A 19,937-nucleotide genomic window follows, 5' to 3' on the forward strand; every position below is an offset into this window, starting at 1 on the left:
ATAGAAACTTATAAAAGACTATCGGTTAACACATAATCGGTGGTCTTTTTTTATTGCAAATAGAGGAAAAAAATGAAAAATCGGTTACAAAGATTTGATATAAAAAGAAAATCAGCCGGTCTTATGGCGATAATCTTTACGGTGATGGCATTTTTACCTTACTTTCCGGAAAATATGATATCCTTTGCAGATTACGCACAAACCATAGAACCATCCGCGTGGGTATCCTGGAATTCCAGTAGATACAGTGCAAATAATAGCAAAGGATATATTCCGACAGGATTGATGTATGAGACTAAGGACTTTCACTTAGGGGCAGCCGTAGCAGAAGGAAATTTTCCGGCAGGAGCAAAGCAGTATCTGGTAAAGAGTGATCAATCCAGTGAGAGTGATTATGACGAATTTGACAAGTCTTTCATCTATTGTGTAGCAATGCATACGGAAAGTTCCAGGATAGGTCTTGGAAGTCAGGCATTCTTACAAAATTTTTGGAGCGTTAAAGATAATAACATGCCAGATGAATTTCCAACTGGGGATAATGCAAAAAATCCAGAATTAAAAAAGTTTAACTTTCTTATGATTGTTTATGCCACCTACATGGGACGCAACGTCAGTGTTGTTGCCTGTAACGATGCCAATACCGGCACAGCAAAATACATTGTTGCTGCCATTATTAACTGGATTGCAGCAAACAATTGTGAATTTACCGGTGACTGGAAAACGGATTTAGAGTTGTTCCGTAAAAGTGCGGATTATAAGTCTGTGCTAAAGCAAATGAATCCAAACGCAGTGGGAGATTCTTCCGTTTATAATCAGTTAACCAATACTCAGATACCAGATGATTTTAAGGCAAGAGGCTGTAACAATAGTGCAGAGTGGATGTTCAGTAATGTCTGGGGAGCAGCGACTATTACAAAACAGTTTGACGTGGATACAGAAGAAACCGTTTACTATGCCAAGGTGGATCACGCTTTGGAAACTTATACAATCACAATTCCATATTCTAATGATGCAGTGAAGGATTATTATCAGCATTTGGCTGCAAAGGATCTTTATGGAGACTGGAGCTTTAACGGTCCCACCGATGCAGGACTTGTGTTTACTTCTAAGTCTGGTGAGGTTCCAGACGATGGAAAGGGAATCGCAACCTTATATTGGCCAAATCCGGGACAGGTAGGAACAGAGCTGGCCAAGGATTTGGGATCGGCGCAGCTTGCGACGTTTAAATTTTATACTCAAGATTCAAGATATCCAGATGGTTCAATGTATGCTTTTGATCAATCTCAAACTTATTTTGGTGCCAAGATGGATAAAGACTTAGAAGTCCATGTACGTGTCGGTTTTGTTGGTAAAGCAGAGGTTCAGCGCTTTAAACATACGGAAGGCTTTGGTGCCAGTTATAACGTAGGTCTTAACACCTTTGATTCCGAAACAGGAAAGCCCCTTGCAAATACCCAATGGGACATTTTAGAAAAGTTTGATGACTCCCAGCTTGATGATACAGATTTAGAATTAAGAAGAGCTGGCGATTATTCCTCAAACTTAGGTTCTTTAACCGATGCTTCATGGAAAGAAGATCAGGGGAGTGATGATGCAAGGATCTCTTTAAATTACAGCGGGGATACCAGGCTTAACGTTTCCGAAGCAAACCTTTACAATCAGGGAAATTCTTCCGGTTCTCAGTTTGAAACCTGGGACGACCCTGAAAACGATCCCTGTAATGCAGATGAACATATTACGGATTCGGATGGTGTTCTTCACTATGTAGATTCCAGAGGAAATATTCACAGTAAGACAGCCCATTCGGATGCTAGAAATTACACCTATTTAAAAGGTTATTGCAGTGGTCATCCAGCCCCCGTCATTGAATACCAAGAAATACCGGAACCAGAGTATGATGAGGAAACTGGAGAACAGACCAATGCAGATGAAATAGGAGCTGCGGAGGAAGCAAACCAGGATCTTCACGACACCGCATGGGCCAACTGGCTGGAAGGAGTAAAAGAATGTGAGGATCTGGTAGAGGAAGGTGGTTTCTTCCATGCCATTGATCCCACTGGACAAACTCAGAAAAAGGCTCTGGAAGAAGACCGGGATGAGTTTTACAAAGAGTTTATTTCTCTAAAGTATCATTATTCCGCAAAAGAGCTTCTCCCGGCTCCCGGTTACTCCCTTCATGGAAGCCACCCGGATGATATTCCGTTAGAATGGAGAACGGTTACGTCAAGTGAGTATAAGGATTATGAATCTTCCGGACTTGATCACGAGGGCAGTAGCAGTGATCCTGATTTTGAACGTGACAGTTTAACAGACAGTACGATCCGTTTAAAATCATCACCGTCTCAGGAAAGTACGCAGTTTGTCAGCTTTGGATCACTGGACCATTTAGACGGAATGGATCAGGAACTTACCCTGTTTGACTCTGAAACAGATTTAAAGGAAGAAGTTTCCGACCAGGAGGAATTGAGTGAACCGGAAACCGAAGCATCTGAACCTCAGGAACCGGAGGAAATACAGTCTGAAATTATAGAAGAAACAGAAAATGAGACAGAAGCGGAAACAGAAACAGAGACACAAGCAGAGACTCAAGCAGAAACCAAAGAAGAAACGACAGTGCCAACAGAGTCCGAAAGTATAGCAGAATTGGAAGAAATTCCAGAAACAACTGTGGAATCTGAAACGACAGCAGAATCCACGAAAGAGGTAGAAACGGAAGTGGAGACTGAGGCTCAAACACAAGCCGAAACAAAAGCCCCCGCCTTAGAAACCGCTCCGGTAAAGACAAAGGTTGCAACCGATTCTCAGGCAAAGGCTGTGTACGCGGAAGTTACGTTAACCGGACTTTTGGAAAAAGTAGTAAAAGGTATAAAGCTTGTGGCATCAAAAGCAGTCTCACTTTTTTCCTTAACCGCTTCTTCTGATGAGGATTCCGGAAGCGAAAGTTCCCTTTATTCCCTGACGGAATCAACAGACACAGACCGCCTTTTCCCGCTGTCTTCCTCCATTACAGACTGGACTTTCACTGTCTATGATCACCGGACGGAAGGAGATATTCACTTTAATAAAAAGGACATGGATTTAAAGTCAGGGGAAAGCGCTTCCTATGATGCCTACGGAGATGCACAGGGAGACGGAACCTTAGAAGGGGCTGTCTACGGACTGTTTGCTGCAGCCGATATTCCCCATCCAGACGGACATTCCGGTGTGGTATTTCAAAAAGACGATTTAGTATCAGTAGCCACAACGGATCGGAATGGGGATGCCAGTTTCCTTTCCATCACCAAGGCACCGGGTTATAGGTTTAACTACCAGACCGGAAACATTGAAAAGACGGCCAACAGCTGGGCAGACCAAGCACCCAGAAACCTATATACCGGAATGGCAGCTGCGGTAGGAAAAGAATCCGATGCAGAACGATTTATCGGCCATACCTCACATGGCAGTAGCATTTCCTTAACTGACAGTCGGAATGAAACGGCATCCGGTTATGAAAAGCTATCCTCCAATCAGGGAAGGGACAACACCGGGGAGAGCAGCCATTTCTATCCAATTGAGAACAATGAAAGCTTAAACGGAAACTGCTGGATCGGACGTCCCTTAATCGTCAATGCGGATGGAACCCAGTACTACATAAAAGAACTGACCAGATCAGAGGGCTACGAACTATCCGTTTATGGAAAAGATGCTTCTGTTTCTAACCGGGAAGCGTTTCAAAGCGGAGGGAGCCCGTCAGCTGAAGGAACGGTCTCTGCCAGTACCTTAGATATTAACCGGGCAAAGAAAGCAAACACCTTTACGGTAAATAGCAGTGGTACCACAAATGGTTATCAGATTTATGCAAACAATATCCCTGAAGGAGCTTCCTTTTACCGGACAGAAAGCAAGGTGGTGGAAGATCCGAATGGAACCCATACGGAGTATGTTTATACCAGTGAAAATGCCATAGCAGAAGAAGAGGGAGCCAAGGTTGTCATTAACGGTTCCTATGTGGATGCAAACGTTGGGGATACCATTTCTTTGCCAAACGGAGAAACCGCTGTTGCCACCAAGGTGTCAGATCCGGAATATGACTATACAGCGGTCCGCCCTTCCAATGCTTTAAGATATACCATTCCTACCTTTTCAGATAAGGAAGATACCGGAGATTTAACCGAGGATGTGAATTCCGTCTTACAAAAGGCTTCCTTTAAGGAGCCGGATGAAGGATCGCCCTGGATGATCATTCCTCTGGAGGGAGATAGCTTTGAAGAACAGGCAGAAAGCCTTTATAAAGGAATGGAAGATGCCGGACTTTCCGTATTCAACTGTCTGAGAGTTGAGGAGATTATAGATGGGAAAGCGGTGGTCCGTTATTCCTACCGTGTGGGAAGCACCATTACCTACAGTTTATACGATGAGGCATTAAAGTTGCTTTATATAAAAATGGATATCCAGTATGAAATAAATGGGACAACGGTTTCTGGTTATTTTTATGTTCCATACAAACCGGATCAGCTGGAGGATTATACCGAAAACACCAATGGATTTATCACCTACGCAAAAGTAAAAAGCGGAGCGTTGTCACAGACAAAGGCAGTTTATTCAGAGGATTTAACTACTCTTACAGTAAAAGAAAATCCTGCTCATACCTACTGGGTCTATGCAAAAGGAGAATCAATCCGGAATAGCGATGGAAGTATTAAGACCGTATTGGTAGAAAAGGAAGTCCAGGTAAGACCGGGATATGATTTAAAGGACGTGGACACGCCGGTAGATGCCGTGTATGACGGAAAGGGCTATACCATCAATGTTGAGGGGAGTGAGGGGACGGAGACTACAGACTATAAGATCACTTATAGTTATGATCTGATTTCCGGAACCTATACCACACCCCAGGAATATGCCCTTTATTATGGAAATATTTCCGTATCTCCAAAGCTTTCAAGTGCGGGAACCTATATCGAAGCGGTTACTCTCCGCTATGATAAGAATCAGCTGTATGCAGATGGAGGAACCCGTAACGACAGCATTTCCGTTGTAGAACGGCCCATCATGCAAAAGGTAAAGATTACGAAGGACATAGAGATAAATGCAGGCGGGACATACGACAATAACACCTATGCAGCAACTGGCCATGAGGATCATTACACTGAAAGTGGAGGCGGTAAGGGAGAAAATGCAGCATACTTAAAAAACTTCCGCTTTAAGACTTACTTAAAATCAAACTTGGAACGGCTTTACCGGGCAGAGGACGGAACCGTGACGTGGCAGGACTGGAATGGAAACACCGTGGATATCAATACCTACCGGGACAAGTTTCCAGAAAAGGTCCAGAAGCTTTATACCAGAGTTGATTATCAGACAAGCCCGTTAGCAAAGGATTCCAACGATGCAGCCATAGCCAATACGGAACTTTACAGTTATACCAATTATCTTATCAATGCAGATCAGAACCCAGGTTATACGGCAATTCTTGAAAGTGGAAAAGACGGTTATCGCTATGATAAGTTCTTTGATGCGATAAAAGTGGCCAACGAAGACCAATGGGACCGGACAGAGAATAATAGCAGTTCTTTCAAACCATTTGCTTTTATTAAAAAGCTCCTCTTTGGAATGGCTGGTGGGGAAAAAGAGTATCCCGCCGTACATAACAATACGGATATCGAAAATAAAATCAATACTTCAGATACCGCAAAAGATAACGCCCTCCGTTCCGATCACGTCCGCCAGTTTGCCATCACCTGGTATTTAGATGATGAAGTAGCGAAACTGGTAAAGGAAAATCAGACAGGAGAAACAGAAAGTGCTGCAGGAAGTGAATCGTATTCCGATGAGATTTATGATAAAGCCCTTTCTGGAGCCATTAAAAAGGCAGAAAACTATCTAAAACCATTTTTCACGTATGACTTTGATGAGATCTATTCCATTGCCTGGGACAGTGAAGCAGATGGAGGAAGTGACAAGGATTTTACAACACTCAGTGCAAATATAGAGGATTCTACTTCTGGATATACTTACGGAATTTCTGAATATCTTCCTTATGGTACCTACGTAGCTGTAGAACAGCAGCCCTTTAACAAAGACTTGGGGGATCTTTTTAACAAGCATTATAAAACCGATGCTCCAAAGGAAATCCAACTTCCTGCGGTCTATGAGGGGGGTAAGTCCGGATCAGATCAGACACCAGAGGTATTAAGCAGCTATTACAATTACAAATTGACAGATACCGCCTCACAGCTTTCAGCCAAATACCATATCCGCTTTAATGAGGAATGGCCGGGAGAATCAGAGGATTTAAGAAAGTATGTAATTCGTGGACACAATTATCTGGGAAATTATGAAATCTATCCCTATGGATTAGACCTTGATAAGCTTTCTGGATCGTCTGTCGGTGATCCTTCTGGAAATGGACACTTTACCATTACCCAGGGCGAAACTGATCCGGTCAAGGATTATTACAACACGTTGGTTGATCAGCCAGAAGCCGGAGGAAATGATTCCAGTCATTATCTGGCCGACAATGGAAATGCGGGAAAGCATACAGCAAACGGAACCACTTATGAGACAGACGGAATCGAAAAAATTTATCATTATGGATCGGTTTCAGAAAATAAGGAAGCGAGTGAATCCGGAACGTCCATGAAGGGAGTTCAGACAGCCTATGACGGGAAATATGCTTCCATGCTGGTACCGTGGAGTGTGGCAGAGCCAGCGGATGAAACAACCGACACAGCACCCAATGGAGATGGCAGCTCCAGTTACCAGGGCTATGGTTACCGGAAGTTTAAAAATACCTTTTATACAAGCCGGCTACGAATTGAAAAACTGGACTCAGAAACAGGAGAAAATATCCTCCATGATGGAGCGTTCTTTGCTCTCTATGCCGCTTCCAGAGAAGAGGGGGAAAACACAGACGGAAAGGTGAAATTTTATGAAACAGATACCCGGATCGGAGGCTCTAAGGAATTTTTAGAGGCAATGGGAGCCAGCAATATTATTCAGTCAGGTGAGTCCTACAGCGGGCTGGTTCCAGCCGGAAGCCCGGTCTGTGAAGAAGGAGAACAGGTAGTCCTTTCAGATGAACAGGGAAGAAGAACCGGACAGTTTGAGGCTTTTACGACTACCAGGGATGGGGTACAGGCAAGGGAAGGAGATTTAACAAGTACTTCTTATCAGGATCAGAATACAGGCTATTTGGTAACACCACAGCCTCTTGGAGCCGGAACTTATGTCCTGTGTGAGATCAAGCCTCCTGCCGGATACGTAAGATCCAAGCCGGTAGCTATTGAAATCTACTCGGATCAGACAACCTATTATCTTGACGGAAACCGGGACAGCCGGGTAGCTGCAGCCATCTATGAGGACAAAAATCAGGTTGGAACTAAGGTAGAAGATACCGCCAGAATCTATATAGGAAATACACCGGTTCGCCTTGAAGTGTCTAAGATTAAAGATTCTGATCATACCGTTACCTATAAAACAGATACCAGGTTAGAAGGAACGGAGCTGGCACTAAAACAGAAATGTGGAACTGAAAATTTAGAGTTCGCCTATATGAACGGGACTTACTTAGGCTATGCCTGGTACAAAGGAACCATTGAATACCTTCAGTCCAGAAAGGACGCCGGGGAGGATGTAAATCTGATTTATGTAGATGGTGTTTTTGCCGGTTACGGTTTGATAGAGAGAACGTTGGATACCGATGATGATCAGAACCGCTATGTATCTGGGGCAAAGATGGCCCTTTACGATGCTATAACCATATCAGAGAGTGGGAACAGCGGAGATTACGGATACAAAGGTGTAGAAGTGGCCAGAGACCGAAATAACAATGTTCAATCCATAAAGGTATTAAAAGGCTATGCCGGGACAACTGTGGAGTTTTTAAGAAAAGACAGCGTGCCCCGCCCTATCGGGCAAGATCCGGATGGAAGTCTTGCAGGAGAAACCGGAAACGGTACATGGACTTATGAAACCATAGCCCGGAATGATACCGATATTCTTTATTACTCTCTTGGAAACTTAACAGCAACTGAAACTGGTACTGATGGGAAACTCTATGGCTATGACCGGAATGGAAATAAGGTATTAGTGAAAAACCAGGAATCTATTTTTATCCTGAAAGCTGGACGACCAACGTTTGAGCTAACCGGAGGGAATTTACTGGCGGTGAAATATAATTCCGCTGATAAAATCTTTAACTTAAGCTCTGGTACGGTCATGTACCACCTTGACAGCGATGGAAACAGGGATGCATATGTTAATCCGATTACCGGCATGGCATACACAAAGGAAGGGAATAAGATTCTGGTATGGCCGGTGAATATCTCCCTGACACAGGGTGGAGCGGTTATTGCCAGAGAAAAGATAAAGACGTTTCGGATTGCTTCTATCCATGCTGATACGGATCAGGAATATATCATAGGAACCTATAACGGAAGCAGTCTGGCGAAAAGCATGAATCCAGTCCTGAATGACCATGGACTGCCGGAGTATTACCAGAAATCCGGGCAGACCTATAAAAAGGGAGATCCGGTCTATGATATTGATGGAGACTATGTCCGCTACAAATATGATGATCTTCTTTCCGCTTATAACGATGCTTCCTACAGCATTGACAATCAGACTGGTATGAAGGACGTAGGAGAGGAAGAAAACACCACGGATGATAAGAAACTCTATCACCGGCAGGGTGAGTCCTGGGTGATGGAAAACACCTGGATAAGCGGAGAGAAGTATCCAAACGATCCGTTTAAGAGAGATATGACAGTAGGTCAGGTGGATATGCTAAAGAGAGTAATTCCAGGAACTTACATCATGGAGGAGGTAACGGCTCCTTCCGGATATACCAAAGGTCTTCCGGAGGGAATTACCGTGACAGAAACCAAGGATGTTCAGAAAACCGGAATGGAAGATGAAAAAATAAAGGTAGAGATTTCCAAAACCGACGCAGCCAACCAACAGACATTGAACGTAATTAGCGATTACCAGGAAGGACTAACCGTTACGGAGCCAAAGGGAGCCTACAGTTACAGCCAGGTATCCGGTGCCCGTCTGATCCTTTATAAAGCAAAACGGATCTATACCACGGACAGTGACACCTACCCGAAAGGGTATTATCTGGTGAAAGCAGAGACTACACCAGCAAAATGGACCGTGGAACGTACCTCGGAGAATGAACCGGTTACAGTGTCGGCCGATTGGATCACGGATGGCAACCCGAAATATTTTGAAGGAATCCCAGCCGGTGACTATATCTTAGAAGAGCTGGAGGCCGCAGACGGATATGTTCGTTCCTCCATGGAATTAACCATCAAAGCAACAGGAGAAGTCCAAACGGTTAATCTAAAAAATGACCATACAAAGCTGGAAATTTATAAGTACTACACGGACAGTAAAGGAAATAAGGTTTCTCTGCTAAATGATCACGCAGCCGGGCTTGCTCTTTATGAAGCGAAAACAGACAGCAATGGGACTATATTAATGGAAAATGGAAAGCCGATGTATGACCAAACAAAACGGGTAGATCAGTGGACCACCAATGACTTAACGGAGTACACGGAGGAAACAGAAATCAGCTCCAACGTCATGGCACGATTAAAAGCGCTTCTGGGACTATCAGATAACCAGTCTGGCTTTATTACGGATTTCGAAGCTGCCTACAAAGAAAAAGGACAGGAATTAACTTCCTTTACCTGGTACACCAAGGGCGGAGAGCGAACCGCAACCCTTACCGGAATCATTCAGGCAGGAAAAGGGGAGGGAATCGTGGAAACATGGACAACTGATACAGGAAAAACCATTCGGATCACCATTTACCGGAACGTGAAAAATGGTTCCCTTGATACAGACGGTCAGCTGCCTCTGATCTTTGAATATCAGTTTAACTATAAAGAAAACGGGGGGATTAAAAGCTATGACACCTTAGAGGGAATGCACCGGATTGACTATCTGCCCTTCCATGCGGAAACGGGAGACGGAAAGACTGGAAATTACGTTCTGGTAGAAGAAACAGTCCCCGATGGGTTTGAAGCAGCCGATCCGAAAGCAATCGTCCTTAAAGAGACCGGAGATGTACAGAGATTTAGCCTTGAAAATGAGGAAAAGTACATAAATGTCTTAAAGGTAGTGACAGATGGAACGGTAGAATATGCAGTCACCGGCGCAGCGCTTGCCCTATACCGCTCGGATGCAGACGGGAATCTTTTAGAAGATGAAGCACACCTGGTTGAGACCTGGACTTCTGGATCGGATGGAACCTATACGAAAGAGGATCAGTTTAATGGGGACATTCCGGCAGGACTTTCTGTAGGAGATCTAAAACCTCATAGGATTAATAAAACCGCTTATGGAACCTATTACATCGTGGAAACAGAGGCACCGGACTATATGCAGAAAGCAGATCCGGAAAAGATCATCATAGGTCCGGAAAAGATACCATTTTATAAAGTGATCAATACCTCTGCCACTGGGAAACTGGAGATAAAAAAGAAAGCCTCCGATACTGGAAACGGATTGGAACATGCAAGATTTGAGGTGACAAATAAAGAGACCGGAAAAACCTGGTACATGGTCACTGGGTCAGATGGAGTTGCAGATCTTACCGGACTTCCGGTAGGTGAAGTCCAGACCAATGGAACTGTAAAAGCCTATACATTTACGGTAAAAGAAATCTCCCCACCGGATTTTTACCAGATTTCCGGGGAAATCAAAAATTTCCAATTTGACGGGAAAGCGAACGGAAAAGAAATACTTTATACCTGTGAAATTGAGAATGATCCAACAAATATTTACTTCAAGAAAACAAACTTTGATACTGGCATGGCAGTGGAAGGAGCGGTGATCGCTGTTTACAAGGCAGTAGCGGTGAATGGCGAATATGAAAAGGACGGAGAAGCCATAGCAACAACCATTTCGGGACCCAACGGTTTCACCCTGACAAAGAAGCTGTCAGCAGGACAGGTTTATATCATGGAGGAGTTAAATGCTCCAGCTGGATACGTTCTTTCAGCGCCGGTGATTTTTACTGTAAATCAGGCAGGAACAGGAATCCTAAATGTATCCAATGATTTCAGTGTTTTAAAACTGGCAAGTGAGAACGGCACCATAGAAGCCCTTACCATAACCGGAAGAGTTCCTGTAAAAACCTACCTCATCTTAAAGGATTTAGATACCGGGACAGAGCTTCCAGCCTTGATCGGAACAGGAAGCAGCCTCTCTTTGTCTGCTAATGACGGGATCGCGGATGGGCATTTATATGAGATTACCGAGTATACCAGGTATTCAGACGGCCAGACAGAAAAATCTGAGAAAGAAACCAGACGGATCTATCTTGATGAACAGGGAACCTACTCGTTGCCTTCCAGAACTTATTTAGAGACCAGACAGGAACTAACTGACTCTGAGGGAAATATACTGGCAGACTGGATCGTCAGTGATGATACCCACGATTACACCATAACCAATCCAATCACGAAAGAAAGTCCCATTGCCGAAGTGACAAGCAGCGTCGGGGCAGATCACAGTGCAGTTAAGGCAGGAAGCGTCATGAAATACACAATTTCCTATACCAATCCATACAGTTATCCGGCAGATATAAAAGTAAAAGCAGTTCTTGAAGAGGGCCTTGATTATTTACGCTCCACCTCCTATGGTGTTGAATTAAACGGAAACGTCACCTGGAATCTTACCAATATAACTGCTCATGAAAGTGGAACCGTGGATGTGGTAGCTGTAGTTAACGGAGAAAACGGAACGGAAGCCAAAGCTAACTTTATAATGACAGCTGGAGCGGTCACAAAAACTACGTACCTCTGGAACCCCATTGTCCCGGAGGGCTCTATCAGTATCATTAATAAACTGACTGGGACAGGAAAGAGCCAGGCTGATGCATTTACCTATCATGTGAAATTCACAGATCAGACAGGAACGATCTTAATTGGCTATCAGGCGTTCACTGGCTCCCAAACTGGAAGAATCAAAGGGGAAGGGGATATTACTCTTACCGGAAATGGATTTATTACCTTCTCCGGTCTACCTTATGGAACCAAATATGAAATTACAAAAGCTGAAGCAGATGGATATGAACCGGGAGAGAAGATCATGACCGGAGAAATCCTGAAAAACTTTCAGAGTAAAGTATTTGAAAGCAACCGGAATGATGAATCCATCCGGGAAATCCTGACAGCCGGAGGAAGCTATAAACTTATGGAGACAACCTCTTACAGCAATGGGAACAGCCTGATAAGCGGTGCGTACCGATTTGAAGTAAACGCTTCAGGAATGGTTGATAACGTTGATATGGAAGACCGGACGGTGCAGCTGTTTTTTTCCAAGCTTGACCATGATACTGGTAAGGAGCTTCCCGAAGGCAGCTATCAGCTGATTGATGCAGAGACAAATGAGATAATTTATAAATTTACTAAGGAAGGAGAGAGGGTACAGATCCCAGCAAAACTTGTGACGCCTGGGAAAGAATATATCTTTCAAGAGGTCTGTTCCCCAGATGGATACGCTTACGAGAAGGATATTAGATTTACTGCAGAAGACAGCGGAATTCCTGAGACGATTATCATAGAGGATCAGAAAACAGAAGTGAGTATTTTAAAAACGGATGCAGAATCAGGAGAACTTTTAAGCGGAGGGCGGTTTTCTATCAGGGAAAAGGATACTGGCACATTGATCAAAGAGTTTACACCAACAGGAGAACCAGTTATTTTAACAGGGCTTTTAATTGCTGGCAGAACCTATGAACTTTCGGAGGAGGAGCCTCCTGCCGGATATGCCTGCAGTGAGAGTGTGACATTTACTGTGCCAAAAGAAGCGGAAACCATAACCGTCATTATGAAGGATCAAAAAACGGAAGTTGAAATTCAAAAACTGGCCAAGTCTCTGACGGAGAGTACTCCTTCTGAAGCAGCACGTCCATTATCCGGATGTACGCTTCAGATTTTAAATGAGGACAAAACAGCTGCAAAAGCGGTTCGTGATGGAAATGGTGTCACAGCCGGGGAAGATTTAATCTTTACAACAGGAAATGAGTTTGAGGTGTTAAAAGGGCAGCTGATTGCTGAAAAAAATTACTGGCTCCATGAAGTGAAACCAACGGATGGGTATGCCTATGAAGAAGATGTTTCTTTTACTGTCAGTACAAATGGAAATAAAAATACTGTGGTTATGATTGATGATCCGACTCATGTAATCCTCTCTAAAAAGGCAATCACAGGGAGCGAAGAACTCCCCGGAAATCGTCTGAGTGTAATAGATCATGAAGGGAATAAGGTAGAAGAGTGGATGTCCGGGGAGCAGCCCCATGAAATCATCGGAAAACTAATAGCCGGAGAAACATACCGATTTATTGAAGAAAAGCCGGCAGATGGCTATACCTATGCAGAAGATATTACATTTATTGTCAGCGAGGATGGAAGCGTAGACCAGATAGAAATGAGAAATGATGAAACAAGAGTCCGTATAAGAAAAGTGGATTCATCAGGTCATATTTTAAGAGGAGCCACTTTACAGATATTGGATCAGCAAAAAAACGTAGTTGTTCCAGACTTTGTATCAACAGATGAAACTATAGATATCACAGGAAAATTAGTGGCAGAAAGAACTTATTATCTCCATGAGATAAATGCTCCAAATGGATACCTCCTTTCCGCTGATATAGCATTTACTGTACCAAAAGGCCCCGGATTATTTGAGGTCACTATGACCGATCCTAAGCAACAAAACCCAGGCTCGGATAAAATGTATCTCTACAAATCAGATGCAGCAACAGGACAGGGGATTAAAGGAGTGGAATTTTCTATTTACAAATCTAACGGAAGTTTATACCTGACTGTGAATACTGGGGAGGATGGATACGCGAAATTTGATATGCCAGAAAATGGGACCTATACATACAAAGAGACTAAGCCGGCTCCCAGTTACCTTAAAACAGATCATACTTACGCTTTTACCATCAGAAATGGCGAGATATCAGAAAACAGTACAGTATCAGTTATTAATTACCTTTCTCCGGAAGTGATAATTCAAAAGGCAGATGTTGAAACAATGAAAAGATTAGCTGGAGCTGAACTGGAGATCAGAAATGAAGCTGGAGAGCCGGTATTCAAAGGAATGACAGATAAAAACGGTATCATATCATTTAATCCGATTAGTTCTGGACAATACACTGTTCATGAAATAAAAGCTCCAGTAGGATATAAAAAAACTGATACCTACCTGACTATTTATGTAACGGACGACGGAACCGTAACAGGAGAACTCACAATGTTTAACAGTCCAGAGAGCGGAAAGAAAAAAGGCATTATAACTGCAAAATATCAATCAAGCTTAAATGCTTTTGGAATTACCAGTTATAAAGGAAAAGGATTTTGGAACTGGCTTAGCAGATTACCTAAGACAGGCGATACAAGTCTTAAAGGAGGATTACTCTTGAGTCTGGGTCTGGCAGCTATTGTATCTGGTATTTCTACCGTAAAGAGAAGAAAAAATAAGAAAGGTGAAGAACAAGTATAAGAATGTATTTATTGCCGTATTCCTTGCTCGCCCCACTGCGTAATCGGTCAATTGTAAAACCACATTTTTTGTGATAGAATGTAAATAATTTCCAGATAAAGAAGGAGGTATTCCATATGAATAAAAAAGTATTAGATTATGTAGTTGAAAAAACACACGAATTAATCAATGCACCATCCTGCAGCAATGAGGCAAAAACAGCAGCCCAGAGCTGGTTGGATGCCGTTGGGACACAAGAGGAAGCAGCGGAAACGAAAAAATTTATGGATGAGCTGAAAGCGGATGTTGTACCGATTGACATGTTAATCGGCTTCGCAGAATCTGATGACGGAATTCGTATTTTCGGAGCAGATACTGCAAAGAATATCGCTGGACATGCAAAGAAAATCAAATCTGCTGGAGCGATCTATTGTGATTGCCCGGCCTGTGCGGCAGCAACTGCTATCCTGGAAAAGAAAGAGGTTATTCTTGGATAAAACATCAGAGTTTTAAACCATCCATACATGCAAATCGGAAAAACCTCGTTTAATACGGGGCTTTTCTTTGGTTTCCCGGTATTATAAGGAGGGCTGTCAGAATGTTGATTCTTACTATTTTTAATTTAATTCTTTTACTCTTAGGATTATTCGGTATAGGAATGTGTATGTATGCTTTATTTCTAGCTATAAAAGCACTTAAAATTTATATAAAAAAGAATACATGATATTATATCAAGAAGAAGCCGGCTTAATTGTCGGTTTTTTTAATAATCCGGCAGTATGGAAATGTAGAATCATTAATAAAATTGTCGGAGCTGGCATATTTTATATTATAGATGCTATTTTATAAGGAGGAAAAGAAATGAATAAAGAATATCTGATAAGATGGATAAAAGCCGCAGGAATCAGAGCCATAAAAACAATGGCACAAACCGCTATTGCTACAATAGGAACCACAGCTGCTATGTCAGAAGTCAACTGGGTTATGGTAACTTCTACAGCTGGATTAGCCGGTATTATTTCACTTCTTACGTCAATAGCCGGGCTGCCTGAATTAAAAGTTTAAAAGATAAAAATATACATAAAAAAACCCCGTAAACACGAGGTTTTCCAACAGCTTCCGGGGGGACTCGAACCCCCGACCCACGCATTACGAATGCGTTGCGCTACCAACTGCGCTACGGAAGCAATCCGGAATTTCGGCGAGTGCCGAACCTATGACAGTATAACAAATAGAATGTGAAAAATCAACCCTTTTATGAAAAAAAACTTAGATTATGTAATCATTGCCAAACGTACCATAAAAAGCTATAATTAACATAAAAGAACCAGATGTCAGTTTTTATTTTTATAAGGAGTCTGACTTTTATGCATGCTAAGGATGAGAATAGGATTGGAAAATTTGATTTGGCGATTCCTGTACTCCTATGGCTGTTTTTAATCATCTGCTGTTTAAGTTTTCTTATCTATAGGATACAGAAAAATGAAAAAGAAAATAATGACTATTACTATAGCTCTGCAAGGCAGAATCAGTTTACGGTCAAAAGCCGGATTGAAGGCGACATACACCTTTTACAAACCATAGCTGCAGGCTTTCGTGGTATGGATTCTGATCATGCCAGGCAGCTTCCGGAAATTATTAACCGGATGAATTTTTCGATGGAAGGAATGAAGATAGAGTATTCCGAAAAGCTGGACTGGTCAAGACTGGACAGAGAAGACTCCTATTTCAATGTATTGATAATAGGGAAAAATAACCAGCCCCTGGGATACCTGTACACAGGGAATGCCCGGGATTTGCTGAAACAGATACTGAATACCCAGACTCTGGCAGGAGACGGTATCTGTGCTGTTTTTGATAACAGGGGATGTTTAGTGGCATCAGCCGGTGATCGTGATGCAGCTGACTGGAATAACATAAAAAATAAAATTTATGATATGATAACCAACAATCAGCAGACATCATCGGAATTGAATTTTTTAGAGAATAATCATGAGCTTGCTGTTTTAATTCCACTGGATTACAATGACTGGTATCTATTGAATGTTTTTTCGGAATCAGGACTTCAAGACAGATATATGGAGACAGCTGTTGGACTTGGGATTATGATTTTGATATCTTCGAGTTTGTTTTTTGTGTTTTTCTACAAACAATACAGGACAATAGCAGCAAATCAGAAGACGTTGGTAAACATCGCATATACGGATTCCCTGACCCGCAGCCGGAACTTTCACTCATTTAAAAAAGAAGCGGAACGGATCCTGCGGACTGCGGACTTAAAGAGTTGTGCGGTATGGTATTGTGATATCAAAAAATTTAAATTTATTAATGATGTTCTTGGATATGAAGAAGGAGACCGGATTTTAATAGAGATTGCAGGCCTGCTGCAAAAATGCTCGGGGCAGAATTCCCTGTTCTGCAGAGTGTCGGCAGATAATTTTGTAGGACTCTATCAATATGAAACGCGGGTGGAATTGAAAAATTGCTTTCAAAAACTGATTGAAGAGTTTCGACTGAAGGAATTGTCTTATAATAAAAGAATCGCAACGGAACTTTGCATGGGAGTTTATTTTCTGGAGGAAGAGGACAGGAACGTATCCATAGATACTATTGTAAATCGAGCCAACATTGCACAAAAATACATAAAAAATCTGCCAGGAAACCAGTTCGGTATTTTCAATAAGGAAATGTGGGACAAGGTTGTAGAAGAATCGGAGCTGGAAGCGGAAATGGAAGGTGCCATAGAAAGGCAGGAATTCCGGATTTTTATACAGCCAAAGGTCTCTATACAGATGAATGATGAGATCGTGGGGGGAGAAGTGCTGGTAAGATGGGAAAATCCCAGAAAAGGAACCATACTGCCCGGTCAGTTTATTCCCATCATGGAACGGGACGAAAAAATCATTATGCTGGATCGTTATATGTTTGAAAGGTCCTGCCAGTGGTTTCACCAATATTTAAAATCAGGAAGTAAACCTATTAACCTTGCTGTCAATGTTTCAAAAGTAGGGCTTCTCAGAGATGATTTTGTGGATTACTATGGAAGTATTAAGGAGAAATACGAGATTCCGGACGGTTTGCTGGAATTAGAATTTACAGAAACGGTTATGCTTACTGATGATATTGTTTTTAACAGTCTGGTGGCGAGACTTCATGAAAAGGGATTTATCTGCTCCCTTGATGACTTCGGTGCAGGCTACTCTTCTTTGAACCTTTTAAAAAATCTATCAATTGATATTGTCAAACTGGATATAATGTTTTTCAGAAAAAGCAGTGATATCAGAAGAGAACGCATTGTAATATCCAATATCATTCATATGGCAAAGGAACTTCAGATTAAAACGATTGCAGAAGGGGTGGAATATACGGAAACAGTCGAATTCTTAAAAACAGCAGGATGCAATATTGTACAGGGATATGTATTTGCCAGACCGATGCCAGTGGAATCCTTTGAAAAACTCCTTAAAGAAACATTGATTCTGGTTCCGCAAGATGCATATAAGGCGGTGAATACATGAGCATAGAAATTATCAGACAGCATATTTATATCAGCGGCAGAGTTCAGGGTGTGGGTTTCCGCTTTCGGGTCATGCAGTTTGCCAATCAGTTTAAACTGGCAGGCTGGGTGAGAAATTTGGATGATGGACGTGTGGAGATGGAACTCCAGGGGGAACGGGAAAAAATTGATCACTTGTTTGATATATTAAAAGGTGACCGTTTTATCGTAATCAGTCATTATGAGGCGGATTTAGTACCTGTCAGACATGAGTCTGGATTTCAGATAAGATAAAATAAGGAATTTTAAGAATCCCAGTATTTACAAGGAAACTTGTATTACTGGGATTTTTGGTATTCTGAGGAACATCAATAAAAATATAAATGTGTACAGACTATGAACTGGAACATCGGATTTCGAACATGGGATAGGCGGATATTGCATTTACGGTCATCGGTTTATTTCGTATAATGGACCCATAAACAAGAATTGGGAGGAAAACATCTTATGAGGTTAAAACAAATTGGAGCAATTACGCTTGTTGCACTCATGACAGCGGGCACTCTGGCTGGTTGTTCTGGCGGAACAGAAACGAATGAAACAAAAAACGCACAGACGACAGCGGCAGCGGAAACAACGGCGGCAGCGTCTGACGGGAAGGCGGCGAGCGGGGATAAAACCATAATTAATATCTGGTCGAAGGATCGCCATGATGCATCCTATGTACAGGAAAAGGTTGACGAGTATAACAAAACCAATACAGATAATATTCAGGTAAATTATCAACTCTATACGGACAACTACGTTCAGGCGATTGACATGGCGGTACAAAGCGGTGAGCTGCCTGATATCATGGTTCAGCAGGAGCAAATGTTTGATAAATACGTTAACGAAGGTCAGTGGGCAGATCTTTATGACTTTATGGATGATGATATGAAGGCGTATTTTAAGGATGTTATCTTCCCGGGGTATAATGAACTGGACGGAAAGCTTTACTTTATTTCCACCAATGGAACGACCTGCCGTCTCTTCTATAATAAAGAGATATTTGCACGCGTGGGAATTGCAGAACCGCCAAAAACGTTAGAAGAAATGGTGGCAGATTCCAAACTCATTACTTCTAAGCTGTCCGGTGAAGGGATTTATGGGTTTGCTGAGAATATGAAGAGTGCAAGCTCCGGCTTACTGCGGTCCTTGATGGTAGGACTTGAACGTGAAACAGGTCTTGTTTACGGATACGACTTTGCTAAGGGAGAATATGACTTCACACCCTGGGCAGAGTCACTCAAATTATGGAAAGAACTGCTTTCTGAGGACAGTGCATTCCCAGGCTGTGAGTCCCTTGACATCGATCCGTTAAGAACGCAGTTTGCAGCAGGAAAAATTGGTATGTACATGTCATACAGCCATGCAGAACCAGGAGTATACCAGAATCAGTTCCCTATGGATTCAGATAAATGGGATTGTGTTCCTATTCCCACAGTTGGAGGTAAAGCAGCCGGAAAACAGTACTTTACCGGGACCGGCGGCTATGTTCTTAATGCGAAGAGTCCAAACCTTGAAAAGGCATTTAAAGTATACAAAGATATTTTCGCAAATGAAGATTATCTGGTTGGTTACTATGAAGGCGGTTACGGTGTGAGCATTCTTCCAAGTGTCATTGCAAAAGCAAAACCAAGTATTGATTTCCAGAATAAAAAATGGCTTCTGATTACCGATATTGACGCACTTCTTCCAAAACCGCCTCACTCAGCATTTGCTTCCGGTATGGTCGTGGAAGGCGAGGATATGTTTAAGACCTGTGAATCAATTTACTACGGAGATGCAGATGTAGATGCTGCATTAAAGGATTTAACAGATCGTTATAACAAGGCCTATCGGGAAGCTGTAAAAAATAACACAGGCTATGAAGTAAAGATTCCCGGTTATGATCCGATGAATCCAACATTGCAGTAAATAA

The 19,937-nt window shown here is 42.4% G+C and carries 6 protein-coding genes and 1 tRNA gene; 6 read left to right on the forward strand and 1 reads right to left on the reverse strand.

Annotated features, from left to right (window positions below; all coding sequences use genetic code 11):
• The first annotated feature begins 72 nt into the window (after nt 1–72).
• From V7D18_RS25645 to V7D18_RS25655, 3 genes are all read left to right on the forward strand, one after another.
• Nucleotides 73–14,502: a SpaA isopeptide-forming pilin-related protein gene (locus tag V7D18_RS25645; RefSeq protein WP_426158691.1), complete on the forward strand. Its 14,430-nt coding sequence runs from the start codon at nt 73–75 to the stop codon at nt 14,500–14,502.
• 116 nt (nt 14,503–14,618) lie between these two features.
• Complete coding sequence (locus tag V7D18_RS25650) at nt 14,619–14,978, forward strand: molecular chaperone Hsp90 (protein WP_426158693.1); 360 nt, start codon at nt 14,619–14,621, stop codon at nt 14,976–14,978.
• A gap of 364 nt (nt 14,979–15,342) precedes the next feature.
• Nucleotides 15,343–15,546, forward strand: coding sequence for a holin (locus V7D18_RS25655; protein ID WP_426158695.1), 204 nt, complete (start codon nt 15,343–15,345; stop codon nt 15,544–15,546).
• Nucleotides 15,547–15,595: 49 nt separating this feature from the next.
• Here V7D18_RS25655 and V7D18_RS25660 read toward each other — a convergent pair.
• Nucleotides 15,596–15,668, reverse strand: a tRNA-Thr gene (locus V7D18_RS25660).
• Nucleotides 15,669–15,848: 180 nt separating this feature from the next.
• Between V7D18_RS25660 and V7D18_RS25665 the strand changes: the two genes are divergently transcribed.
• From V7D18_RS25665 to V7D18_RS25675, 3 genes are all read left to right on the forward strand, one after another.
• On the forward strand, nt 15,849–17,999 hold the full coding sequence (locus V7D18_RS25665; RefSeq protein WP_426158697.1) for an EAL domain-containing protein: 2,151 nt from the start codon (nt 15,849–15,851) through the stop codon (nt 17,997–17,999).
• Entirely contained in the window at nt 17,996–18,271 is a 276-nt protein-coding gene (locus V7D18_RS25670; RefSeq protein WP_426158699.1) for an acylphosphatase, read from the forward strand. Before V7D18_RS25665 ends, V7D18_RS25670 begins: the two co-directional genes overlap by 4 nt.
• 213 nt (nt 18,272–18,484) lie before the next feature.
• Nucleotides 18,485–19,933 carry an ABC transporter substrate-binding protein gene (locus tag V7D18_RS25675; RefSeq protein WP_426158701.1) on the forward strand — a complete coding sequence of 483 codons (1,449 nt, stop codon included), beginning with the start codon at nt 18,485–18,487 and terminating at the stop codon, nt 19,931–19,933.
• Nucleotides 19,934–19,937 lie beyond the last annotated feature (4 nt).

The sequence above is a fragment of the Lacrimispora sp. 38-1 genome, from assembly GCF_049890855.1.
Taxonomy (GTDB): domain Bacteria; phylum Bacillota; class Clostridia; order Lachnospirales; family Lachnospiraceae; genus Lacrimispora.